The sequence below is a fragment of the Maricaulis sp. genome, assembly GCF_030149235.1.
Taxonomy (GTDB): Bacteria; Pseudomonadota; Alphaproteobacteria; order Caulobacterales; family Maricaulaceae; genus Maricaulis.
On sequence record NZ_JASBRW010000076.1, the window covers coordinates 77,064 to 99,732 of the forward strand.

Consider the following 22,669-nt stretch of genomic DNA (forward strand, 5'->3'; position numbering starts at 1 on the left):
CTTGGCCTAGTCGTCCTGCGCCGGCTCGTTCCAGCCCAGGGCGTGGGTGACCAGATGGAAGACGGTGTTCTGTTCCATCGATCCGCCAAAGTAATGCGCCCGGGCTCCGGCCGCGAACAGGGCCACATCGTCACCGGAGTGGGTCTGGCTGGGCAGCGCCACAGTCGCCTGCTGGCGATAGTTGGGATCGAGGACTTCTTCTTCGCTCAACGCCTCATCGTCCTGGCCACGCGGGTTCGGGCCATTGGCGTAGCTCAGCGTCGTGTAGGGGCGACCGGTCCGGTCGAGCGTCAGCGCCGTCTCGCCATCAATGCTGCCGGCCACCGCACGGCGCACCAGGCCCAGAATGGAGGTCCCGCGGGCCGGATAACCCGAGAAGGTCATGGTGTGACCATGGTCAGCGGTGACGACAATAAGCGTCTCATCCAGATCGACACGCGCCAGGGCTGCTTCAATCGCAGCCTCGAAGGCTTGCATATCGGTCAGGGCACGATAGGCGTTGGTGGCGTGGTGGGCATGGTCGACGCGACCGGCCTCAACCAGCAGGAAATAGCCATCTTCATCCTGGCTCAAACGGTCGATGGCAAAACCCGTCATCTCCGCTAGGGACGGTTCTTCATCGGCATTGCGATCGGCCGAGAAAGCCAGGTGGCTGTTGGAGAAAAGGCCGAGCACGGGAGCCTCTGCGCCCGCGTCCAGAGCACGGAATGCCGACGCATCCATGACGGAAACACCACCACGCTCCACCCATTCGGCAACGAGATTGCGACCGTCCTGACGCCGTCCACCGTCATCATCGGGCAGGAAATTCGCGCGGCCGCCGCCCATCATCACGTCAATACCGTCGCCATGATCGAAAGACAGGAGTTGCGCGGCAATATCCTCGCAGCCCGCAGCGACGGCATCCGCCGGCAGATCGCCATCGGCTTCCCACTGGCGTGAGACCGAGTGGGCGTAGGTCGTCGCTGGCGTCGCGTGAGTGATGCGGGTCGTCGTCACGATACCGGTTGCCAGTCCACGGCCTTCTGCAATCTCGGCCAGGGTCGACGGCGCAATGCTCTCGTCCCCGCACACTTCCAGACCTTGTTGCGACCCGATGCTGATCGCGCCATTGCGGGTTTTGATACCGGTCATCAGGGCGGTTGCGGTATTGGCGCTGTCGGGCACCTGGGAGTCGGTCGAATAGGTCCGCACAAGCGCGGTATTCGGGAAGGTCTCGAAAGTCAGGAGGTTCTCGACACCATTGGTATTGCCACCGGTCTGGCCGTCATAAATGCGCGCCGCAGCGATGGTCGGAATGCTCATACCGTCAGCCACGAAGAGAATGACATTTCGAGCCTGCCCTTCACGGGCCCGCAAATTCAGACGCCGGAGCGCCTCTTCGGCACCGCGGTCCCACGTCTCATCGGCGAGACGGGTTTCGACTTGCGGCTGGGTAACCGGATCGGTTTCAGACTCAACAGCTTCAGGACGTTGCTGGCACGCGCTCAGCGCGGTGGCAATCACAAGGCTGGAAACGGCAAACGATGCACGCACGGGACTATCCTCCACAATCGTGGGCGTGACATATCCAAGTCCCATTGCATTGGCTAGTGACGGGTTTGCGTCAATCCATCAAAATCTGTCATTCGGCCTCGAGCAGAATGGTGGCTTCGACAAGATTGCCGCGCCCGAGATAGGCCACGCTGGAAAACGACATGTCCCGGGCCAGCGCGATACCCCGGCCGCGATAGCCTTCCACCGGGCCCTTCTCCTTTTCATGGCGCTCGTAGTCGAACCCCATTCCATCATCCTGGATGGTTATGGCGATCAGGCGGGCGCCGCGCTGGAAGGAGACCTGCACCAGCCGGTCGGCATACTCCTCGGAGGCCAGGCGGCGCTCGACCTCGTCGCGCCAGCGACCCTCCATGATGAGGTCCTGTTTTTCCTCGCCGGTGATTTCCAGATTGCCATGCTCGACCGCATTGATAAGCAATTCCTGCAAACCGATCACGACCAGGTCGGAGTTCGGGCATGCCAGGGCGAGCATGGTCGCGAGATTGCGGGCTTCGTCCAGGGTGCGAATGGCGAACTGACCGCTGATGATATTGCCCACTGCGGACTGCCGGCGCGCGACGTCAGAACGAAGCGTCTGGACCTGTTCGCAGAACTCCGCGGCAGCTGTAACCACCGACTTGAGAATGGTGTGGTCAACGTCTGCCGGCAGAACGAAATCGGCCCGGTCATCGGCCACATTGTCGGCGATCAGAATAGTCTGGGTCGTTTCGGCGAGACCGTCCAGCAGACCGATATGAGACGCATCAACGACCATGATAGCCAAGGCCTCGCCGTCGGGCGGCAACGTGTCGCTGACACCGAGAAGACGCCCCGCCAAAGCTTCGCCGACCACTTCGGCCAGGCCCGCGTCTGCAAGCTGCATGCAAACAACATGTCTCGCAGAGTCGAGCATCAGGAGCGGAGAACCTCAAGCATCAAGATCGTCAGATCGTCAGGGAAGCTTTCCGGAACCGAGCCAAAGACCCGCTTGATCAGATCGATCGTGAACCCGTCCTCGGCATCCGCCTCCATGGTGGCGACGATCAGGGCGGACAATTCCTCGACGCTTAGGGCGCCGTCCGGGGTATCGAAATTCTCGTACAGGGCGTCGCTGTAGAGGCACAGACGGTCCCCCGGCTGAAGCATTAAGCGCTGGTTCTCATAATGACCGTTTGACCGGCAACCCATGATTAACCCGCTGGCATCGAGATGCTCGACATTGCCGTTGGCGCGGCGCAGCACGGGCGTCGGCGCACCGGCACCGGCAAAGGTCAGGCTGAGATCGCGGGTATCGAACACCCCATAGAAGGCCGTCGCGAAGTGCTCTATGGGGAGGATTTCATACAATTCGTCACTGAGCCGGGCCAGCCATTGGCCGGGATCAGTTGTATCGACCTCACTGCGTTCGGCCAGCATATGCAGGCGGAAGGCATTGATCGCAGCCGACACCCCGTGACCGGACAGGTCGACCATGAGAACGCCGAAGCGATGCTCATCGATCTCGAACACATCCCAGAGATCACCACCCAGCTTGTAGGACGGCCGGTAGAATGTCTCCATACGCGCCTGGCGTGGCAGCGTAATGGCCTCGACCTCAGCGGTCTCCTTCATCAAGGACATCTGCATGCCCTCAGCCGAATGGAGCTCCTCCTCCATCCGCTTTTGATAGCTCTGCAGGCGCGCGATCAGGCGGCGGCGTTCAATGTGCAGGCGCAGACGCGAGATCAGCTCGCCCGCATTGATCGGCTTGGAAACGAGGTCCGTGGCCCCCATGTCAAAAGCGCGGACACGCTGCTCCGCTTCCTGAACGCCGGATTGCACCAGGATCGGCACATCGCTCTTGAAGCGGTTACGAATGGCGTCGCTGACCTCGAATCCATCCATGCGCGGCATAACGATATCCAGCAGGATGATGTCGGGCTCGTGCGCCTCGAAACGCTCGAGCGCCTCAATACCGTCGCCGGCATAATCGATATTGCTGAACCCCGCAGACTTCAGCACCGAGCCGATGAGCATGCGCGATGAGCGCAGATCATCGACCACCAGAATACGGGCATTATCGAAGTCGACGGGGGCCGGAGCCGGCGTGTGGGCAGGTTGTGCAACCATGTTGGGTGTCAGGACGCGACCGGAATGATCTCGTCCACCTTGGACAATTGAATAACCTTGAGAACATGCCCGCTTGCACCGGTCAGGCGCACTTCCTTGCCGGCCTTCTTGGCTCGGTCATTGGCCAGCAGGAGCATGCCGATGCCAGCAGAGTCGATCATCTTGGTTTCAGTCAGGTCGATCTCGGCGGTGGCACTGGCGCTGGCGCTGATCGCTTTGACCACACTCTTGAAGCGCTCATGATCGTCAAAGGTCAGCACACCGGAAATGTATACTTTGAGGGCGTCTCCGCCTTGTTCAATTTTGTAGTCCATTGGTCGTCCCCCTAGAAGAGTTCGATATTCGACATATCGTCACTGTCTTCCGATTCCTCAGCCTCCGAACCGGAAAGAGAACGCTGAAACTCGCGCCGGACGTCCGAGAGCGTAATCGAACCCAGAATGGCCGTGGTCAGAGCTTCACACGCGTCCTGGTCCATGGCGAGATCATCGAGTTCGCCCATGAAGCTTACTATTTGATCAAAAGCACCGATAACGGCTTCAGTTCGCTGCTTCATGCGGTCCTGGAACTGCATCGCCATGACCACATCATGGATCTCCTCGGCCATTATCCGGCTGGCATCGGTTGAGTTCCCGAGTTCCTTCTGGATCTCGCTATTGCGCGCGACCAAAGCGTTCAGCAGGACTTCGAGTTGTTCCTTGGCGTCAATCTGGCTCGACAGGTCCATGGCGCCGATCTCGCTGAGCTCCTGGTACTCGCTACGGATGGAGCCGATCACGTCGCGGATACTGGCGGTGACCTTGCCGACACTGCCGCGCATCTTCTCCGACAGGGCATCAATGCGCCGCGACAACGACTGCATTTCCATTGACACGACCTGGAAGCCGACACCCGCGGCACCCGCGCGGCCGGCTTCGATCTGGGCGTTGAGCGACAACAGGCGGGTCTGCCGGTTAATCGCCTCGATCTCGCCGATACAGCTGGCAACCTCTTCGATTTCCTCGAGGATTTCGTCGAGCGAGTAGATCAGCCCGACGCCCTGCTTGGACAAGACGAGTATTCGTTCGGTGACTTCCTGCAGGGACTCCTGCAAAATACGAGGCAGCGTCACGAGGTCGAAAGACTGGCCGTCATGATCGACCGTCGTAATCTGGGCAAAGAGCTCGCTCAGCCGCTCTGTCTGCTCAGAGGATTTCTCCGTCAGGCTGGTGAACAGTCCGCTCAGTCGCTGGGTCTGCTCCTCCACATCCCGCGTCGATTCGGCGAGGATGGATTCGGCCGAGCCAAGCGCTGCGAGCAGGAGTTTCGCAAAAGGAGATTTCATGGCGACCGGCGCCATCTCGACCTCAGATTGATTTATTGCCATTCCTGTCATCATCCACTCCAGCAGCCCGTCCGGCCTTCCGAACCGCCTAGTTTAAATACGCAACACATTGCCACGCTCGGATACAATTCTGAGTATAGCCTCTGGAATCTTAGCTTCCGGTAACTGCCGCTCGACGCCGCCGATATCGAATGCTGCCTTGGGCATGCCATAGACAAGGCTTGAGGCCTCGTCCTGACCCAGCGTATCGGCACCGGCGTCGCGCATGGCCTTGAGCCCGGTGGCGCCATCCTTGCCCATTCCGGTCAGAATGACGCCGATCGCCGCACCACGGCACGCCTTGGCAACAGACTCGAACAGCACGTCAACCGATGGCCTGTGACCTGATACCGGCGGGTCATCCGTCAGGCGGCAGACATAATCGGCACCCGATCGCTTGACCGTGAGGTGGCGATCACCCGGAGCAATAAAGACATGCCCGGTCCGGATCCGTTGGCCGTCACTCGCCTCGCTGACGGTAATGGCGCAATTCCGGTTCAAACGGTCGGCAAACTGCTTGGTGAACTGCGGCGGCATGTGTTGCGCGATCACGGTTCCAGGCGCATTCGGAGGCAGAGCCGCAAGCAGCCGGCCGAGCGTCTCGACCCCGCCCGTGGAGGCGCCCATCGCCACGATACATTCGGTCGTGTCGAAACTGACCGGCGCCGCTTTCTGCACGGCGACCCGGCGATTAGCGGCACGCACTTGCGAAGCTGCAGCGGTTTTCACCTTATCGATCAACTCACCGGACAAGGCCGGCATGTTGCGCTCGAGGTCCATCACCGGCTTGCCAATGAAGTCTATCGCGCCGAGTTCAAGCGCCCGGAGGGTGACATCCGCGCCTTCCTGGGTCAGCGAAGAGACCATCACGACTGGGGTCGGGCGCAGCGTCATGATCTTCTCGAGAAAGGAAATGCCATCCATGCGCGGCATCTCCACATCGAGGGTGATCACGTCCGGGCTCAATTCCTTGATCATGGCGCGTGCCGCATGCGGGTTGGAGGCCGCACCGACGACTTCGATCTCGCCACTACTCTCCAGCATGCTGGGGATCAGCATCCGCATCAGCGCGCTGTCATCGACGACCAAAGCTCTGATTTTCTGCGCCATGCCCTCTACCCCTAGAACAACTCGATGGATGTATCGCGCGCGCGCAGTGGCGGTGGCTGGCGCAGCTTGCGCTCAGCCCGCGCGACATCATCAACGAGTTTCCTGGACAGGAAGCGCCGCCAAGCCTGACCGGTATAGGGGTCGAAGACTATCCGGCGACCGCGATCACCACCCAGATCGAAGGCGACTACATTCAAGCCTTCGGCCTGGGCATATTCGCGGGCGAATTCTGCATTACCGTCACCGACGCCGCTCATCCCGTTGACGACATTGCCGCCACCGAAAATCTTGCATTCCAGGCGTCTCTTGTCTGCCCCGGCGGCGAGCAGGCCATTGATCAGCGCGTCCATGGCGTGATTGCCATAGCGCAGCGCGAGACTGGCCCCACTCCAAAGTCCCTCATCATCATGCGGCAACATGAAATGGTTCATGCCGCCAACACCCAATAGCGGGTCGTGCACGCAGGCCGCCACGCAAGAGCCCAGAACCGTGGAAATCAGTTCCTGGCCATCGGGGTCGGCAGACACATGCTGTGACCCGGGCAGGACCTTGACCACCCACCGGTCCGACGCGCGGTCGTGATAGCGGCCATTGGCGGGACTTTCCTGCCGGACTGCAGAACTACGCGCCATCATGCACACCGCCTTCACGGGCATAGATGGTGCGCCCCACCGACTTCAGATGGCCGGAATCGCCGAGCAATGACTCTGAATGCCCAAGGAAGAGACAGGCATCCTCCTTCATCATACCGCGGAAGCGCTGAATCAAAGTTCGCTTCGACTCTGCATCGAAATAGATGGTCACGTTGCGGCAGAAAATAGCGTCGAACTTGACCTTCATCGGCCAGGCCGCATGAAGGTTGAGGCGATTGAATACCAGGTGGGATTTCAACGAAGCCGACACCGACATATGGCCGTCATCCCGGCTGGAAGAGCGGAAGAATTTGGTCCGGTATTGCGCCGGAATCGCCTTGACCGCTTCGCGTTCATAGCGCCCCTCGCGGCAATGGTTGAGCACATTGGTATCAATGTCGGTCGCCAGAATTTTCCAGTCCCAGCCGCCCAGCCCGTCCATCGCCTCCGCCATCGTCATGGCCAGCGTATATGGCTCTTCTCCGGTGGAACATCCGGCAGACCAGATGCGCAGTTTGCGATTGCCGTCACTTTGCGCCCGCCGCTTCCAGTGCGGCACGAGATGACTGCGCACATAATCGAAGTGGTGGGACTCGCGGAAGAAATTCGTGTGATTGGTCGTGAGGGCGTTGATCAGGTGATTGCGCTCGGCATCCCCGAAAGCGCCTTCCAGACGATCCAGATAGGCTTTGAAATCGGGCAAACCCAGTTCACGCAAGCGGCGCGCGAGCCGGGAGTAAACCAGCTCGCGCTTATGATCACCGATGACGATCCCGGCGTGATCGTAGATCGCCTGGGCTATGATGCGGAAGTCCGCATCCCGCATTGAGAACTCACGCTCTCCGCGGTCAAGATCTGTCGCCGTTCGCATGCAACCCGCTCCCTGGGGCCTGGTTCCTAGAACTCGCTCCAGTCGTCCTCATCATCAACGACCGTCTCGGCGAGTTGGACCTGGAGACCGCGGGCCCCACCGGTTCCGGTCGCCCGCACCGGGGTCGCCTGCGTGACCGGCTGGATGTGCTGTTTCGTATCGGCGCCCGCATTGAAGAAGCTCATGCGCTGACGCATGCGCAACGCTTGGTCGTTCATCGTCTTGGCCGCCGCGGCATTCTCCTCGACCAGAGCCGAGTTCTGCTGCGTCATCTCATCCATCTGGGTTACGGCCGTGTTGATTTCATCGGCACCGGTCGCCTGTTCACGGGACGCAGCACTGATCTCGGCGACGATGTCGGCGACCTTCTTGATCGAGTCGACGATCTCGGTGAGCGCCTCGCCAGTCTCATTGACCAGATCGACCCCGCTCTGCACCTGTTCGGTGGAGTCGACGATGAGATCCTTGATATCCTTGGCGGCCTGCGCCGAGCGCTGCGCCAGGGACCGCACTTCGGAGGCAACAACCGCGAAGCCGCGGCCGGCATCGCCCGCCCGGGCTGCCTCGACAGCAGCATTGAGCGCCAGGAGATTGGTCTGGAAGGCAATCTCGTCGATTACGCCGATAATATCGGAGATGCGGCGGGAGCTATCCTCGATCTTGCCCATGGCCTCGACCGCATTGGACACAACCTCGCCACCCTTGTCGGCGCTGTCGCGAGCGGTAACCGCCAACTGACTGGCCTGCTGGGAATTATCGGCATTCTGCTTGATGGTGGAAGCCATCTCTTCCATCGATGCCGCGGTTTCCTCGAGATTGGCCGCCTGCTGCTCGGTGCGCTGGGACAGGTCGGAGGCACCTGTGGAGATCTGCTGCGATGCAGAGGCCACTTCTTCCGAGGCCAGCGAAATCGTGCGTACGGTCTCCTGCAAGGTCGACGCCATCGAATTGGCGCTTTCCTTCAGCTCGTCATAGACGCCTTCATAGTCCTGGGAGATGCGTTGGGTGAGGTCGCCCTGCGCCATGGCCTGGAGCATGTCGCCCAGCGAGCCGAGAACGCCATCGACCGTCGATGCGAGACTGTTGACGCTCTGGGAGAGGTTGAGGAAGAAACCGTCCTTGCCCTCGAGCGACAGAGTGCGGGTGAAATCACCGCGGGATACGGCCGAAACCACGCCTTCGATCTCGCGTTCAATGGCTTTTTCGGCAGTCTGGTCTTTCCACTCCACGACGGTACCAATGCGTTGGTTCTGATCGTCCGACACCGGGCTGGCAATGAGATGGAAACTGCGGCCGCCGACGCTGATGTCGGTTTCAAATGCAGCGGTCAGATGGGCCAGCATATTGCGCTGGTGGGCCGGGTTCTTGTGGAAGACGTCGATATTCTGACCGAGCAGATTATTGGCATCAAAGGAGCTGAGATCCTTGCGCAAATCAGATTCCGCGGCGCGCATCATCTTTTCCTGGGAGGCGTTCATATAGACGATGTTTAGGTCAGCATCGGCGACCATGACATTGGTCGAGGTGTTGTCGAGGGCCGCGCGGATGCGGGCATTTTCCTTCATCCGCTCACTTGCCGAGAGGTCGGTCGCGTATTTGACGACTTTTACCGGGTTCCCGTTGACGTCATAGATCGGATTATAGGAGGCTTGGAGCACGACTTTGCGGCCACCATTGGCAATCCGCTCATATTCACCGGTCTGATACTCACCGCGACCGAGAGCCTCCCAGAAAGCCCGATACTCAGCGCTCGATGCATAGCCGGTCTCGGCGAACATCGAGTGATGACGGCCTTTGATCTCCTCGAGGGCATAGCCCATCGTTTTGCAGAAATTCTCGTTGGCGGTGAGGATCGTGCCATCCAGCTTGAACTCGATCACAGCCTGCGACTTGTGAATCGCATCGATCTGGCTGCTCATGTCCGCATTGCGGAGCTTCTCTTCGGTTATATCACTGGCGAATTTGACGACTTTCACGACCTTGCCGTGCTGGTCGAAAACCGGATTGTAGCTGGCGTTGATCCAGATTTCCCGGCCATCTCGACCAAAGCGCTGGTATTCGCCAGACCAGAACTCGCCCGTGCGGAATTTCTCCCAGAAGGCCTTGTATTCAACCGAGGCTGCGTAGTCCCGGTCGACAAAGATCGAGTGATGGCGGCCTTTGATCTCCTCGAGCGTATAGCCCACTGCATTACAGAAATTCTCGTTGGCGGTGATGATCGTGCCATCAAGTTCGAACTCGATAATGGCCTGGGAGCGGTTGATGGCTTCCAGCTTGGCCTCACCCTCGGCGAAGGAACGCGCCTGGTCTGCGAGTTCCTTTTCCTGCGCTGTACGGTCTTCCCACTCGACCACCGTGCCGGATCGCTGATGTTGCGCGTCGAATACCGGGCTGACGATGAGGCTGAACGTCCGCTCGCCGATTGTCAGCTTGGTTTTATGGGTCTGGGTCAGCCGATCGAGAATTGAGCGCTGATAGACCGGGTTCTTGTGGAAGGTGTCGATGCTCTGGCCAATGAGGCCCCGGGCATTGAACGTCGGAAGATCCGAGCGGATATCGGCTTCCGCCTCCTGCATCATCGTCTGCATCGTGTCATTCATGTAGACGATGTTGTAGTCGGCATCGGCAATCATCACGTTCTGCTGACACGTGTCGAGGGCCTGACGAATGCGATCATCTTCGGGCTGGCCTGCACCGCCACCCTTGAGGAATTGCCACGCAGCGAAGAGCCCGGCGACGGGCAAGCCCGCGACCAAGGCGAGACCGACACCAGCATTGGCCGCGACGAAACTGACAGCAGTGAAAGCCACGGCGCCACCAGCGAAAACGGCAGCTGTGGTGAGAAGGTCCTTGCGGCGACCAAAGTCACCGGCGGTCCGGTTCTGGGTATGTGCTTGAGCGTAATTCATAGCAGTGAGTCCTTTGGTCGTGTTGTCACTGAAGTTCGGTTTGTTCGTGCAGGGCGCTGTCGAGCACCTCGCTGCCGAGCAGGCGAGGCAGGTCGAGCATGGCAACCATCTGGTCTTCCTCGGTGAGGAAGCCGGAGAAAACGCGCGCATCCTCGCGGCCGGAGGTTTCCGGTACCGGCTGAATGCGCTCATCCGACGTACTGAGAATGTCCGAGACGGCGTCCACGAGGAGCCCGACCTGGCGGTCATCCACGGCAACGATGACAATGACATGACGTGGGCTCGTCTCGGTGAGCCCCCCGCCGAGCCGGCATTGCAGATCAATGATCGGCAGAACCGCACCGCGCAGATTGAGCACGCCGCGGACATGGTCCGGCTGGTTGGGCAGGCTGGTCACATCGGTCCAGCCCTTGATTTCGCGGACCGAGATAATGTCCACGGCATATTGCTCGTCGCCGGCGGCGAAGCTGACATATTGCTTCGCGTCGGAACTGGTCTCGCGGCCGGCCGCTATGGCCTCCACGGTCGCAAGCACGGCTTCTTCTGCATTCATGCGCTCAGGCCTCCGGTCGCTTCTTCGGGTTTGGCTATTTCGCCGCCCTTGGGGCTGATGTCGGGATTGCGGCCGGCCATCGCGGCGAGCCCGTCAATATCGAGGATGAGGCGAACCCGGCCATCGCCCAGAATTGCGGTTCCGGCGACGCCTTCGATCCGCCGATAATTCGCCTCAAGGCTCTTGATCACGACTTGCTGCTGGCCAAGGAGTTCGTCGACCACAAGCCCGACCCGCCGGCCAAACTCGGTTTCGACGATAACGGCGAGCTTGCGCAACGGTTCCGCCTGGCCATGCCGGGACAGGTTCATGGACTGGCACAAATCGATCAGCCGGATCGCTTCGCCGCGTAGGGGCATGACCGTCCCGCCATCGGGCAAGGCTCGGATGACCGAGGCGTCCGGGCAGACCGTTTCCACAATGGCCGAAAGCGGAACGACGTAACGCTCACCCGCGACGGATACGAGCATGCCGTCGAGCACCGCCAAGGTCAGGGGCAGGGCCAGAGTAAAGGTCGAGCCTTCGCCCTCGTTTGATTCAACCGTCACGCGGCCGCCGAGTTTCTGGATATTGCGGCGAACCACGTCCATTCCGACACCGCGGCCAGATACATCGCTGATCTCCGCAGCGGTCGAGAAACCCGGCATGAAGATGAGCGCTTCAATCTCTTCCTTGTTGAGCTCCGCATCCGCATCGACGAGGCCGTTTTCGACCGCCTTGTTGAAGACTTTTTCCGGGTTGAGCCCGCGCCCGTCATCGCTGACACGGATCAGGATGCGACCATTGCGGTGCTCGGCCGACAGACGCACGACACCCTGCTCCGGCTTGCCGGCTGCCTGGCGCTCCTCCGGCGTTTCCAACCCATGATCCATACAGTTCCGGATCATATGGGTGAGCGGGTCGCTGAGCTCTTCGATAATGGTCTTGTCGACTTCGGTCGCCTCGCCATCGAGCTCAAGACGTACGGACTTGCCCAGCTTGCGGGAGAGGTCGCGAACAATGCGCGGGAAGCGCTGAAACAGCGCTTTGAGCGGTTGCATCCGGACCGCCATTACACCTTCCTGCAACTGCCGCGTCCGCATGGTCAGGTCTTCAAGCGCCTGCAATTGTTTGACGTGCCGGATATCCACCAGCTCGGACAGGCTATCGAGCGCCATGGCCTGGGCGATCACCAGCTCACCGACCATGTCGACCAGCTGATCAACGCGTTCCAGCTCGACACGGATAGAGGTCGACTGGACTCCGGCCGGGCCGGAGTTTTCCGCTTTTGCGACGGGCTTGGCGTCTGGCGCTTCGACCTCGGGCTCGACAACCACTTCGGCGGGTGAGGCTGCGACCGAGCTCAGTGGCTCGATGGTCAGATCACAATCCCCATCGACAAATTCGAAGACTTCCTCGACGGCGGCACGATCCGGCACGCCGCGCACTTCGATCTGCCAGGAGACATACCCTTCATCGGGCTGCATCTTGGCCAGATCCGGCAATTTGGTGAGATCCGCGACAACCGACAATTCACCCAGCGCCACCAGCGCATGAAACAGGAGTTGCGGCTCGTTGGCGGTCTCATACATCGCCCGGTGAGGACGGAAGTCGATACGGAAATCGCCCGCTCCGCCCTTGTCACACACATTTTCGACGTCGGCCGCAACGGCGTCAACTGATCCTCCGGCCAGCATGGCTTGGAGACGCCCAAGGGCCTCGTCTTCAAGGCCTGCTGCCGCCTCGACACCCCTGCGGGCCGCAGCAACAAGGTCCTGCAGAACGTCGCCGGCTTCAATGATAAATTCCGGATCGCCCTCAGACAGCTCCATGCGACCGGAACGAACCCGGTCCATGACGTTTTCGAGCTCATGGGCGAACTTGACCAGGCGGTCGAACTTGAACGCACCGGCGCCGGCCTTGATGGAGTGGACCGAGCGGAACATGTCATCCAGCCCGGCCGGATCGTTGCTGCCAGCCTTGAGCGTCCCGGCGACATCTTCAAACTGTTGCAGCAATTCTTCGCATTCATCGAAGAAGGTCTGCTTAAACTGTTCGAAATCGTTCACGGGAAAGGCCTCCTGACCGCCTAGCGGCAGACCCGGTTCACAACCCCGATCAATTGATCGGGATCAAAGGGTTTGACGATCCATCCTGTGGCACCGGCAGCTTTGCCGGCGGCTTTCTTTGCCTGGTCAGCCTCCGTGGTGAGAATCAGGATTGGCGTGGCGCGGAATTTCGGGTCCTGGCGCAGCTTTCCGACCAGGGTAATGCCATCCATGCGCGGCATGTTGACGTCCGAGATCACCAGATCAAAAGCGCCATCGGCTGATTTTTCGATCGCCGCGACGCCGTCCTCGGCTTCAACGACGTCAAACCCCTCCCGCTTGAGCGTGAAGGAGACCATGTCACGCATGGTCTTGGAATCATCCACGGCCAATACCCGTTTACCCATCGCTGTCTCTCCAACTCTCCAGAACGTCTTTCAGCCCGAGTATGGCCATGGCTTCAGAGATGGCCGGGCTGGGCTCACGTAAAACAAAACGGCCGCCTCGCGCGGCTTGGTCATTCGCAGCCGAAAGCAGGACCTGGATCGCAGGCGTGTCGATCAGGCTGACCTCGCGACCGCTAATCGTCAGGACCTCCACGCCTTCCCGGCGGTCGAGCAGGTCGCTGCGCAGGGCCTCTGCCGCGATCAGGTCGAGCCGGGCTGCCAGTTCCAGCGGTTCTGATTCAGCCGCGGCGACCATCAGCTGGCGCCCTCGAGGGAACCGACTGCCGTTTCAAACACCGCATCGAGATCCGCCGCGACACTGGTATCTCCGGACTCCAGCATGGCCGCGAGCCCGGACAGGCGTACCAATCCGATATTGGCTGCAGCGCCCTTCAATGCGTGTGCGGTCTGCGATGCAGCTCCGGCATCACCACGACCGGCTTCTTCCTTGTAGGCCTGATGCAGGTTTTTCAGGTCATCAATGAATTGCCCGCGCATTTCCATGAACGCATCTGACCCCACAGCAGCGATCAGGGTGGAGACGATCTGGTCATCGAGGTCAGGCTTGGAACGCCAGTCGGACATGTGTTTATCCTGCAAATACTGAAACGCACCACTCAGACGTGTGGTGACAAGAGGACCTATTGTGAGTTGAAACTAAATGATTCTTCTAACCAAAACCTAACGGCCCCAGCCTTGTTATGGGTATAGTTATTCTGTATTTTAGAAATATATTACAGATACTTAGCACATATTCCGGAAGCCGGACTCAAATCGGCTCCAGCCCCGAGTTCTCGCTATAAGTAGTTGTAAAATATAAGGCTGTTTACCATATCGCCGGTGTCGAGGCGGTCAGGCGCGCCTTCATTAGCGATGCATAAAATATGCACACCGGTAACTTGCCCGGTGCAGTGTGCGCCTTAACCGCGGTCCGGTGCGACCGGACAGGAACTGTCGCGGATGATCACTTCGCATGGCAGCAAGCGCTGGGTCTGGGCGACATCCTGATCGGGTTCAGCGTTTATCGCTGCCGTAAGCAGATCGACGGCAGCGCCGGCCATATCGGCGATGGGTTGGCGAACCGTGGTCAGTTGCGGCCAAAGCGTCGTGGCCGTGTGTGTGTCGTCAAAACCGGCGACGCTCAACTGGCCGGGCACATCAATCCCCTTGCGAGCCGCCACGCCGACCACGGCTGCCGCCATGTCGTCATTGGACGCGAAGATGGCCGTCGGCGGTTCGGGCATGGATAATAGCTTCTCGGCGGCTGCCAGGCCCGAGCGATAGGTAAATCGCCCCTCTACGATCAGCGCGTCTTCAAGCTCGATCCCTGCATCTTCGAGCGCCGCGCAGAACCCGCTCATTCGCTGACGGCTGGCGCCATGCCCGGCATCACCGGCGATGAAGCCCAAGCGCCGGTGTCCGAGATCAAGCAGGTGCCGGGTCATGCGCCGGGCGGCGTCCCGGTCATCAGTCCTCACACTAGCAAACAGGTCCGGCTCCTGCTCTGGCGCGATCCGCACACACGGTAGATCGGCGCGCTCGATCGCGCTGATAACACTGTCGAAATCACTAACCGGCGGCGCCACGATCAGACCATCGAAGTTTGAGCTGGACAACAGGCCATCGATGTCGGCGGCCCATTCCTCGTCGGTACTGCCGAAATTCTCGATCACCAGATGATAGCCGACCTGCCGGCAGCGGTTCATCAGGCCAATCAGAAGCTCGCTGACATAGCCCGGGTTCGGGTTGTTATAGAGCAGGCCGATGAAAAGACTGCGTGCCTTGGCCAGGCTCCGCGCTGACAGATTGGGCCGGTAGTTGAGCTCGCGGATCGCCGCCTCAACCCGCTCCTGGGTGGCGGGCCGAACACGATGCCCGGAATTGAGCACACGCGACACGGTCATCGCCGAAACACCCGCGAGGTCCGCGACATCCTTGATGGTCGCTCCAGATTGCTTGTTTGCACGCGTTCTCATTGCCGGCGATCGGATCAGTCCAATCGCACGCCGTCAATGTGTCTCGGACATAGGACGTGAAAAATCAGAGGCCGGTGAAGACCTGGAACAGCTTCAACAGTGGGCTGTCATAGCGCAGCTTGCCGCGCGTCAGGGCCAGGCAGATGCACTCTTCGCCCTCATCGATACGAATATCATGTTCGGTATCCGGGCCAGCTTCCTCGACATCGCCACGGGAGTATTGCTGCTCGCCATCATGGAAACTGCCCTTGAGAACCAGAGTTAGCTCGGAGCCGTTATGCCCATGATGCGGGATGGCAACGCCCGGCTTGGCCTTCAGCAGCCAAAGCTTCTCCTGCTCGGGCCCATCCCAGAGCATGGCTTTCTGCAAGCCAGGGCCGAGAAACTCCCACTTCACGTCCCGTTCAATGCCCGTCAGGAAGCTCTTGAGCGCTTCCGGCAGGATGATCTCGCTGTCGATATCGTTGGCCGCAAGCGGAGTCGGCGCCGATGCCGGCGCATCCATGTCAAAGATATCGTCTGCAGAAAAACTCAATTCGGTTTCGTCGCCGGCGACCATCAAGAGGGCCGCGCCGATACGCTCAAGCTCGGCCACACGCTCACTCGCGGTGCCGGACAGCTCCAGATGCGACGCAATCAGGACTTCCTCACCGACGCTATCAAGCGATCCGGCGGCATAGTCCATATACCAGGCGTCATCCATCATTTGGCCGCGCTCGGTCATTCCTGTTCTCCAATACACACGCGCAGTTTATCCATGGCCAGTCGAATCCGGGATTTGACAGTACCCAGCGGCAAGTCGAGCTGATCGGCAATATCTCGGTGCGACCGGCCCTCCTTGAACGCGAGATCCACGACAAGACGTTGATCATCGGGCAGCGTAGACAAGGCTTCAATTACAGTTGAAACGTCCTCGGCCCGCGATACGAGCGCATCCGGGGCCGGGTCATCATTGAGGTGGAAATGCGGATCGTTCTCGTCAAGTTGCTGAGCCCGCGCCGTTTTCCGGAAATAGTCGATGTGCTGGTTGCGCGCGATCGTGTAAATCCAGGTCGAGGGTGAGGCCTTCGACCGGTCATAGCTTTCCGCGCGACGCCAAATCGTCAGCATGACGTCTTGCGTCAGGTCATCCGCCTGAGCACCGGACAATCGCCGCTGGACCAGAAATGTCCGGATCCGGGGGGCGAAATGCTGGAAGATTTGGCGAAAGGCGGCGCGATCACGCTCTTGGCCAACTTGCTCCAGCAAGTCAGACAAATCAGCTGCGCTTAACGCCGTGCCTGGAAAATTGACGGTCGAAGCCATCCGGCCCTTTCCGGGGTCGTCAATCGGAGCGTCTTTCCGACGCCTATCTAATTGAGCGGCAACGTACATGTTTTCAAATACGAATCCATCAGAGAATTGGATCATCAAAAAAACTAATGTGATCCGCCCTGCGTCATAACCCGTAGGACTTCCCGGGGTTTCGGGAAACCATCGAGGATTTCTATGACGCATTCGACACGGAAAAGCGTAGCCGTAATCGGCTCGGGCATATCAGGCCTGTCCGCCGCTTGGCGGCTCAGCGAAACGCATGATGTGACCGTGTTCGAGAAGGATGGGCGTCTTGGCGGACACGCCAACACCCAACACGTTCAGATCGATGGAGCCGATGTCGCGGTTGATACCGGCTTCATCGTCTACAATCCCAAGAATTATCCGAACTTCACCCCGATGCTCGAGCAGCTCGGGGTCGAGAGCGCGCAGAGCGACATGTCGTTTGCGGCATCGATTGATGATGGCGATTTCGAATACTCGTCCAATTCTCACGGCCTGTTCGCGCAGAAACGAAACCTGCTGCGTCCGCGCATGTGGATGATGATCTCGGACCTGCTACGCCTCTATCGCGCTGCGCAGGACGGATCACTGACCAAGGATCCGCGCTCGCTGGACGAGTTCCTGCGCGAGGAGGGGTATTCCGACATCTTCCGCAATGATCACATCCTGCCGATGTGCGCCGCGATCTGGTCGTCGCCCGCCGTGCAGATGAAGCAATACCCGGCGCGGACCTTTTTTGAATTCTTCCGCAATCATGGGCTGGTGCAGCTGCGCGACCGTCCCATGTGGCGCACGGTCCGCGGCGGTAGCCAGAATTACGTCAAACCGCTCAGCGAGGCGATCAAGGGCGAAATTCATTGCGAAGCCGATATCCAACGCATTGACCGGACGGTCGATGGCGTACTGGTCTACCTGGCCGGTGAGGAGCCAATGCGGTTCGATGAAGTCGTTCTCGCTTGTCATAGCGACCAGGCGCTCGCCCTGCTCTCCGACGCTGACGGGCAGGAACGCGAGATCCTCGGCTCCATCGCCTACAAGCCGAATACGGCCGTGCTGCACACCGATACTCGCCTGATGCCGAAACGCCGCGGTGCCTGGGCCAGCTGGAATTATATCGAGACGCGCGGCGGCGCCGGTCAGAGCGAAATCAGCCTGACCTATTGGATGAACGCGCTGCAGCCGCTCAATACCGAAAAACCGGTCCTGGTCACGCTCAACCCGGACCGCGCACCAGCTCCTGAAACCGTGCTTAAAACTGAGACATACGCCCACCCGGTATTTGATGAAGCCGCGATTGTCGCACAGCACCGTATGCCGGAGATCCAGGGACGAGGCGGTATCTGGTATTGCGGCGCCTGGATGGGCTCCGGTTTTCATGAAGATGGGCTCCAGGCCGGCCTCGCTGTTGCCGAGGCGCTTGGCGCACCGATCCGCCCGTGGGGACTGGCCGGCAGCACCTCGCGCATCCCCTGGCCCAACCATGTCGGGAACAAGCCGGTCTTCGAGCGCCCGCAAACCCTCGGTGTGGCCGCGCAATGAAGCCGCTTCCGGCTTCCATATATACCGGCGAAGTCGGGCACACACGGCTACGCCCGCGTCATCATGCCTTGCGCTACAAAATGTACTCAATCCTGGTCGATATCGACGGCCCGAGCGCACAACCCAAGGCCGGGCCACTTTTTTCGATCGGCGCCTTTAACGCCATCAGCTTTACCACCCGTGACCATGGCCGCGGTGACGCGGATTTGCGGGTATGGGTTGAGGAGAAGCTGGCAGCCGCAGGGGTGGAACAATCCCTCGGGCGCATACAGCTGCTCACCGCCCCGCGCACATTCGGCCTCAACTTCAATCCGCTGTCCGTCTACTTCTGCCATGACGTTCGGGATCACCTCGTCGGCATGATCTTCGAGGTCAATAATTTTCATTCCGGACGCTGCGCCTATGCCTTTGCCGTGGATGACCCGAAAGCACGCACCCTGCGTTTTTCCTGTCCGAAGGAATTCTTCGTGTCGCCCTTCAACCCGGTGGATGGGGAGTACAGCTTCCGCCTCGACCGGGATGAAAACCGCTACCGGCTTGGCATCCAACTCGTCCGAAATGGGACGATCGAAATGAGCGCGGTGCATTGTGCCGAACGCCAACCGCTCAACGCCAGAACAGTTCTGACCACAAAATTTCAACACCCTTTCAATACCTTGTCGATTGTTGGTGCAATCCTGATCGAAGCGCTAAAATTGCGCCTGAAAGGACTTGCCACCCACGCCCCCCGGCGCGGAACAATCGATACACAATCCCGGAGCCTGTAATGGACCTGACTTCAGAACACATGCAGGGCGAACCCCGCCAGCCGTCCGCCGGACCGATCGATCGACTTGTCAAATCCTGGCTCAGCAAGGCCATGGCCCGCGTCGAGGATGTACGCCTGATGGTACAGCTGCCGTCAGGCTATCGCTTTGTCTGCGGACACCCGGATGCGACGCGCGATATTGAATGGTCGCTGAAGCGCTGGAATGCGGTGATGCGGATCGCGTCGAGCGGCGCGCTGGGCTTTGCCGAAGGCTATATCAATGACGAATGGGATACGCCGGACCTGCAGGCTCTGCTGACCACCCTTTCTGCAGAACTCGACAAGATCCAGACGGCTCAGCGCCGCAGCGGACCGAGCCGGCTTCTGGCGCGCCTGAAGCACCTGCGCAACGCCAACACCCGCAAGGGCAGCCGCCGCAATATCTCTTTCCATTACGACCTCGGAAACACGTTCTACAGCCATTGGCTGGACGAAACGATGACCTATTCCTCGGCCGTATTCGAACAGCTTGACGAACCCCTCGCCGACGCCCAGCGCCGCAAGTATCGCCGTATTTGCGACCAGCTCGAGCTCAAAGAAGACCAGACCGTGCTTGAGATCGGTTGCGGCTGGGGCGGTTTTGCTGAAGTCGCAGCCGGCGAATACGGCGCCCGCGTCACCGGTGTAACCCTGTCCAAGGAACAGCTCGATTTTGCGCAGCAGCGCATGCTTCGGCTCGGCCTGGCTGACAAGGTTGATCTGCGGCTGCAGGATTACCGCGATATTCCGGAGACCTTTGACGCCATCGCCTCGATCGAAATGTTCGAGGCCGTCGGCGAAGAACATTGGCCGATCTATTTCAAGAAGCTTCAGTCCTGCCTGAAACCGGGGGGCAAGGCTGCGCTGCAGATCATCACCATCCGGGAACAAGATTTCGAGGGTTATCGCCACGCGGTCGACTTCATCCAGAAATACATCTTCCCGGGCGGCATGCTGCCACCGCCAGTGAAACTGACAGAACTGGCCGGCGAAGCGGGGCTGGAGGAAGACAACGTCTCCATGTTCGCATCTAGCTATGCAGAGACGCTGCGGCGCTGGCATGAGGATTTCGATTCCGACTGGGACCGTATCGAACCCCTCGGCTTTGATCAGCGCTTCCGCCGGATCTGGAAATATTATCTGGCTTATTGCGAAGCCGGTTTCGATACGGGCCGCATCGATGTCGGCCAATTCGTCTACCGCAAACCCTAGGCTCATAATAAATTACCGTCCTACTGCGCTCATGGTGAAGAAGCGCAGTGGCTGGAAGCGGAGTTTTTACTTCTGCTTGCTAGCGTCCCTCCCAAAGAAAAAACGGGATGGGTGATGCGTAAGCCGCTCGAGAAAAGACTGGCCTTGTATCTCAGCGCCGCGGCGATCCTTTCGCTGATTGCGTCGGTGCTGACGATCTACTTCTTCGTCGGGACACTGAACCGGAACGCGGCGGACACCGATCGCCGGCTGATCACCGCGGGGATTGAGTCTGCGGCACGCCAAACCGAGGCCTGGGCAGCTGACTATGGCTGGTGGGAAGAAGCCCTGTTTCTCTTTGATGCCGGCAGTACTACCGTGCTGAGCTCGGCCATGGCGTCCCCGTTTGACGATCACGACGGCTTCGATCTCGTTGTGTTGTCGGAAGCAGGCGGACGCTCCTTTGGCTGGCATCGCGACACCGGACTGAAAGTCCGTCCGCGCCCGCTCGACCCGGAAATCCTGACGGGCCTGCGCAGGGGCCTGCAGCAAAGTGTCGATGACGGCCGGTTTGTCACCAGTCAATTCGCGGACCGTGACGGCATTCTGTATCTCCTCTCGGTCACGACGCTCGGAGACAGTGACGACCGGGCATCAATAGACGAGATGTCAGCACCCATCATTGTCATCGGTACGCGGATCGACAAATCCTTCATCGACCAGATCGAGCAGAACTTCCTGATTGAGAACATACGTCTGGTCGAGGAAGACCGCATGCCTGTTCCGGGTGCGGTACAGCTTACCAACCAGGCAGGGGAGGTTATTGGCGAACTGGTCTGGACCCAGTCGACCCCAGGCATTGATACCCTGCGCGTCGCGATGGTGCCGATCGTCGGCTATATTCTCGTCTTCATGCTCGCCTTCCACGTTATGCGCCGGCGTGTCCGCCGACTGGCACGCCGCTCGGAGGCCAATGAGCGCCGGGCTCGCCGCGCCGCGGCACGCGATGCCCTGACAGGCCTGTCCAACCGCCAGGGTTTCAACCAGTACATCGCCCGCCCCGAATCCCTTCGCGCGGCCCGCGATGGAGAAGCCGCGGTGATCTACATCGACCTCAATGGCTTCAAGGCGGTCAATGACAAGGCCGGGCACCAGGCCGGCGATACCGTGCTGAAAACGGTTGCTGGACGGTTCCGCAAGAACATGCCGTTGAATGTGCACACAGCCCGGATCGGCGGCGATGAATTCGCCTGTGTCGTGCTGGGCTCCAATGCGTCCCACCAAGCGCTGGAATTGGCGCGGACGATCTCAGATTTCCTGGCCGACCCGGTTCAGGTCGACGGCCGCGATTATGATATCGGCGGGGCAATCGGTGTGAGCTGGTCGACCTATGATCAGCCGCGCGCCTTCAAGGACCTGGTGGAAGAGGCCGATATGGCCATGTACCGGGCCAAGGCAGAACAGCTCGATCAGCCACTGACCTATGATTGCTCGCTCGGCATTGAGCACAATCGACGCCGCGATCTCGAGGCGGACATGGAAGCCGGTCTGGAGCGTGGCGAATTCTATGTCGTCTACCAGCCCATCGTCGATGCGGCCGACGGTTCTATCCGCTCTGTCGAGGCCCTGGCCCGCTGGGAACACCCGACCCGTGGCGCTGTGCCGCCGGACGTGTTTATCCCGATCGCCGAGCGCTCAAAACTGATCCAGAAACTGGGCGATTTCGTCCTCGACACGGTGTGCCAGGACTTCGCCGCCTGCTCCGAACATACCGTATCGATCAATCTCTCGCCGGCTCAGCTCAACAGTCCCGATGTCTGCCAGCGCTATGTTGCCAAGCTCGAGGCCGCCGGTCTGTCACCCGATCTGATCGAGATCGAGCTGACCGAAGCGGTCCTGGTCGACGATTTCGAGCGCGCGCGGGAGCGCCTGCTGCAATTCGCTGCGGCCGGCTTCCGTCTCAACCTGGATGATTTCGGCACCGGCTTTGCCGGGATGGGCTATCTGCACCAGATCCCCTTCAACAAGATCAAGATCGACAAGAGCTTTGTCCGCTCGATCGGCAAGGGCGATGGTTCCAACAAAATGCTGCAGGCGATGTCACTCCTGGGCGACGCCCTGCAGAAGGACCTCGTCGCCGAAGGGGTGGAAACCGAAGCGCAGGCCTCCATGCTGCGCCTGCTCGGCTTCCGCTATCTGCAAGGCTGGCATTTCGGCCGACCTTTGACCGCCTCGGCGCTGCGCCAGCATCTCCGCGACTACCGGCACACCGGAACCTAACCGCCAAGCCCGCTGGACGACCC

At 60.0% G+C, this 22,669-nt stretch carries 21 protein-coding genes; 4 read left to right on the forward strand and 17 right to left on the reverse strand.

Features of this window, described 5'->3' with window-relative positions:
• Window positions 1–6: 6 nt before the first annotated feature.
• The 17 genes from Q1V51_RS11550 to Q1V51_RS11630 all read right to left on the reverse strand — a co-directional run bounded on the left by Q1V51_RS11550 (window position 7) and on the right by Q1V51_RS11630 (window position 16,837).
• On the reverse strand, window positions 7–1,536 hold the full coding sequence (locus Q1V51_RS11550) for an alkaline phosphatase (RefSeq protein WP_300556491.1): 1,530 nt from the start codon (window positions 1,534–1,536) through the stop codon (window positions 7–9).
• Window positions 1,537–1,624: 88 nt separating this feature from the next.
• Window positions 1,625–2,419: an ATP-binding protein gene (locus Q1V51_RS11555; RefSeq protein WP_300556493.1), complete on the reverse strand. Its 795-nt coding sequence runs from the start codon at window positions 2,417–2,419 to the stop codon at window positions 1,625–1,627.
• Between the two features lie 29 nt (window positions 2,420–2,448).
• The gene (locus Q1V51_RS11560) at window positions 2,449–3,645 is read right to left on the reverse strand and encodes a fused response regulator/phosphatase (protein ID WP_300556495.1); all 1,197 of its coding nucleotides are present in this window, start codon (window positions 3,643–3,645) and stop codon (window positions 2,449–2,451) included.
• Window positions 3,646–3,653: 8 nt separating this feature from the next.
• Window positions 3,654–3,959, reverse strand: coding sequence for an STAS domain-containing protein (locus tag Q1V51_RS11565; RefSeq protein ID WP_300556497.1), 306 nt, complete (start codon window positions 3,957–3,959; stop codon window positions 3,654–3,656).
• A gap of 11 nt (window positions 3,960–3,970) precedes the next feature.
• Window positions 3,971–4,969, reverse strand: a complete 999-nt coding sequence (locus Q1V51_RS11570) for a methyl-accepting chemotaxis protein (protein ID WP_300556499.1) — start codon at window positions 4,967–4,969, stop codon at window positions 3,971–3,973.
• A gap of 93 nt (window positions 4,970–5,062) precedes the next feature.
• Window positions 5,063–6,118, reverse strand: a complete 1,056-nt coding sequence (locus Q1V51_RS11575) for a chemotaxis response regulator protein-glutamate methylesterase (RefSeq protein WP_300556501.1) — start codon at window positions 6,116–6,118, stop codon at window positions 5,063–5,065.
• A gap of 11 nt (window positions 6,119–6,129) precedes the next feature.
• The gene (locus Q1V51_RS11580; RefSeq protein ID WP_300556503.1) at window positions 6,130–6,753 is read right to left on the reverse strand and encodes a chemotaxis protein CheD; all 624 of its coding nucleotides are present in this window, start codon (window positions 6,751–6,753) and stop codon (window positions 6,130–6,132) included.
• Window positions 6,740–7,621: a protein-glutamate O-methyltransferase gene (locus Q1V51_RS11585; RefSeq protein ID WP_300556505.1), complete on the reverse strand. Its 882-nt coding sequence runs from the start codon at window positions 7,619–7,621 to the stop codon at window positions 6,740–6,742. Before Q1V51_RS11585 ends, Q1V51_RS11580 begins: the two co-directional genes overlap by 14 nt.
• A gap of 26 nt (window positions 7,622–7,647) precedes the next feature.
• The gene (locus Q1V51_RS11590; RefSeq protein WP_300556507.1) at window positions 7,648–10,530 is read right to left on the reverse strand and encodes a methyl-accepting chemotaxis protein; all 2,883 of its coding nucleotides are present in this window, start codon (window positions 10,528–10,530) and stop codon (window positions 7,648–7,650) included.
• A gap of 25 nt (window positions 10,531–10,555) precedes the next feature.
• The gene (locus tag Q1V51_RS11595) at window positions 10,556–11,083 is read right to left on the reverse strand and encodes a chemotaxis protein CheW (protein WP_300556509.1); all 528 of its coding nucleotides are present in this window, start codon (window positions 11,081–11,083) and stop codon (window positions 10,556–10,558) included.
• Window positions 11,080–13,131 (reverse strand): chemotaxis protein CheA, encoded by a 2,052-nt coding sequence (locus Q1V51_RS11600; RefSeq protein WP_300556512.1) that lies wholly within the window; start codon window positions 13,129–13,131, stop codon window positions 11,080–11,082. Before Q1V51_RS11600 ends, Q1V51_RS11595 begins: the two co-directional genes overlap by 4 nt.
• A 20-nt stretch (window positions 13,132–13,151) precedes the next feature.
• Entirely contained in the window at window positions 13,152–13,517 is a 366-nt protein-coding gene (locus tag Q1V51_RS11605) for a response regulator (protein ID WP_300556514.1), read from the reverse strand.
• Window positions 13,510–13,812, reverse strand: a complete 303-nt coding sequence (locus tag Q1V51_RS11610) for an STAS domain-containing protein (protein WP_300556516.1) — start codon at window positions 13,810–13,812, stop codon at window positions 13,510–13,512. Before Q1V51_RS11610 ends, Q1V51_RS11605 begins: the two co-directional genes overlap by 8 nt.
• Window positions 13,812–14,141, reverse strand: a complete 330-nt coding sequence (locus Q1V51_RS11615) for an Hpt domain-containing protein (RefSeq protein ID WP_300556518.1) — start codon at window positions 14,139–14,141, stop codon at window positions 13,812–13,814. Before Q1V51_RS11615 ends, Q1V51_RS11610 begins: the two co-directional genes overlap by 1 nt.
• 335 nt (window positions 14,142–14,476) lie before the next feature.
• Window positions 14,477–15,532, reverse strand: a complete 1,056-nt coding sequence (locus Q1V51_RS11620) for a LacI family DNA-binding transcriptional regulator (RefSeq protein ID WP_300556520.1) — start codon at window positions 15,530–15,532, stop codon at window positions 14,477–14,479.
• 64 nt (window positions 15,533–15,596) lie between these two features.
• The gene (locus Q1V51_RS11625) at window positions 15,597–16,256 is read right to left on the reverse strand and encodes a ChrR family anti-sigma-E factor (RefSeq protein WP_300556522.1); all 660 of its coding nucleotides are present in this window, start codon (window positions 16,254–16,256) and stop codon (window positions 15,597–15,599) included.
• Window positions 16,253–16,837 (reverse strand): sigma-70 family RNA polymerase sigma factor, encoded by a 585-nt coding sequence (locus Q1V51_RS11630; RefSeq protein WP_300556524.1) that lies wholly within the window; start codon window positions 16,835–16,837, stop codon window positions 16,253–16,255. Before Q1V51_RS11630 ends, Q1V51_RS11625 begins: the two co-directional genes overlap by 4 nt.
• 183 nt (window positions 16,838–17,020) lie before the next feature.
• On the opposite strand from Q1V51_RS11630, the gene Q1V51_RS11635 reads away from it, so the two are divergent.
• From Q1V51_RS11635 to Q1V51_RS11650, 4 genes are all read left to right on the forward strand, one after another.
• Entirely contained in the window at window positions 17,021–18,388 is a 1,368-nt protein-coding gene (locus tag Q1V51_RS11635; protein WP_300556526.1) for an FAD-dependent oxidoreductase, read from the forward strand.
• Window positions 18,385–19,155: a DUF1365 domain-containing protein gene (locus tag Q1V51_RS11640; RefSeq protein WP_300556528.1), complete on the forward strand. Its 771-nt coding sequence runs from the start codon at window positions 18,385–18,387 to the stop codon at window positions 19,153–19,155. Before Q1V51_RS11635 ends, Q1V51_RS11640 begins: the two co-directional genes overlap by 4 nt.
• On the forward strand, window positions 19,155–20,387 hold the full coding sequence (locus Q1V51_RS11645; RefSeq protein ID WP_300556529.1) for a cyclopropane-fatty-acyl-phospholipid synthase family protein: 1,233 nt from the start codon (window positions 19,155–19,157) through the stop codon (window positions 20,385–20,387). Before Q1V51_RS11640 ends, Q1V51_RS11645 begins: the two co-directional genes overlap by 1 nt.
• 114 nt (window positions 20,388–20,501) lie before the next feature.
• Entirely contained in the window at window positions 20,502–22,646 is a 2,145-nt protein-coding gene (locus Q1V51_RS11650) for a bifunctional diguanylate cyclase/phosphodiesterase (RefSeq protein WP_300556531.1), read from the forward strand.
• The last annotated feature ends 23 nt before the right edge of the window (window positions 22,647–22,669 follow it).

Bases quoted from the DNA above. Each gene is read 5' to 3' on its own strand.
- Q1V51_RS11555 (WP_300556493.1), bottom strand. From the start codon at position 2,419: ATGCAGCTTGCAGACGCGGGCCTGGCCGAAGTGGTCGGCGAAGCTTTG.
- Q1V51_RS11560 (WP_300556495.1), bottom strand. From the start codon at position 3,645: ATGGTTGCACAACCTGCCCACACGCCGGCTCCGGCCCCCGTCGACTTC.
- Q1V51_RS11565 (WP_300556497.1), bottom strand. From the start codon at position 3,959: ATGGACTACAAAATTGAACAAGGCGGAGACGCCCTCAAAGTATACATT.
- Q1V51_RS11570 (WP_300556499.1), bottom strand. From the start codon at position 4,969: ATGAAATCTCCTTTTGCGAAACTCCTGCTCGCAGCGCTTGGCTCGGCC.
- Q1V51_RS11575 (WP_300556501.1), bottom strand. From the start codon at position 6,118: ATGGCGCAGAAAATCAGAGCTTTGGTCGTCGATGACAGCGCGCTGATG.
- Q1V51_RS11580 (WP_300556503.1), bottom strand. From the start codon at position 6,753: ATGATGGCGCGTAGTTCTGCAGTCCGGCAGGAAAGTCCCGCCAATGGC.
- Q1V51_RS11585 (WP_300556505.1), bottom strand. From the start codon at position 7,621: ATGCGAACGGCGACAGATCTTGACCGCGGAGAGCGTGAGTTCTCAATG.
- Q1V51_RS11590 (WP_300556507.1), bottom strand. From the start codon at position 10,530: ATGAATTACGCTCAAGCACATACCCAGAACCGGACCGCCGGTGACTTT.
- Q1V51_RS11595 (WP_300556509.1), bottom strand. From the start codon at position 11,083: ATGAATGCAGAAGAAGCCGTGCTTGCGACCGTGGAGGCCATAGCGGCC.
- Q1V51_RS11605 (WP_300556514.1), bottom strand. From the start codon at position 13,517: ATGGGTAAACGGGTATTGGCCGTGGATGATTCCAAGACCATGCGTGAC.
- Q1V51_RS11610 (WP_300556516.1), bottom strand. From the start codon at position 13,812: ATGGTCGCCGCGGCTGAATCAGAACCGCTGGAACTGGCAGCCCGGCTC.
- Q1V51_RS11615 (WP_300556518.1), bottom strand. From the start codon at position 14,141: ATGTCCGACTGGCGTTCCAAGCCTGACCTCGATGACCAGATCGTCTCC.
- Q1V51_RS11620 (WP_300556520.1), bottom strand. From the start codon at position 15,532: ATGAGAACGCGTGCAAACAAGCAATCTGGAGCGACCATCAAGGATGTC.
- Q1V51_RS11625 (WP_300556522.1), bottom strand. From the start codon at position 16,256: ATGACCGAGCGCGGCCAAATGATGGATGACGCCTGGTATATGGACTAT.
- Q1V51_RS11630 (WP_300556524.1), bottom strand. From the start codon at position 16,837: ATGGCTTCGACCGTCAATTTTCCAGGCACGGCGTTAAGCGCAGCTGAT.
- Q1V51_RS11635 (WP_300556526.1), top strand. From the start codon at position 17,021: ATGACGCATTCGACACGGAAAAGCGTAGCCGTAATCGGCTCGGGCATA.
- Q1V51_RS11640 (WP_300556528.1), top strand. From the start codon at position 18,385: ATGAAGCCGCTTCCGGCTTCCATATATACCGGCGAAGTCGGGCACACA.
- Q1V51_RS11645 (WP_300556529.1), top strand. From the start codon at position 19,155: ATGGACCTGACTTCAGAACACATGCAGGGCGAACCCCGCCAGCCGTCC.
- Q1V51_RS11650 (WP_300556531.1), top strand. From the start codon at position 20,502: ATGCGTAAGCCGCTCGAGAAAAGACTGGCCTTGTATCTCAGCGCCGCG.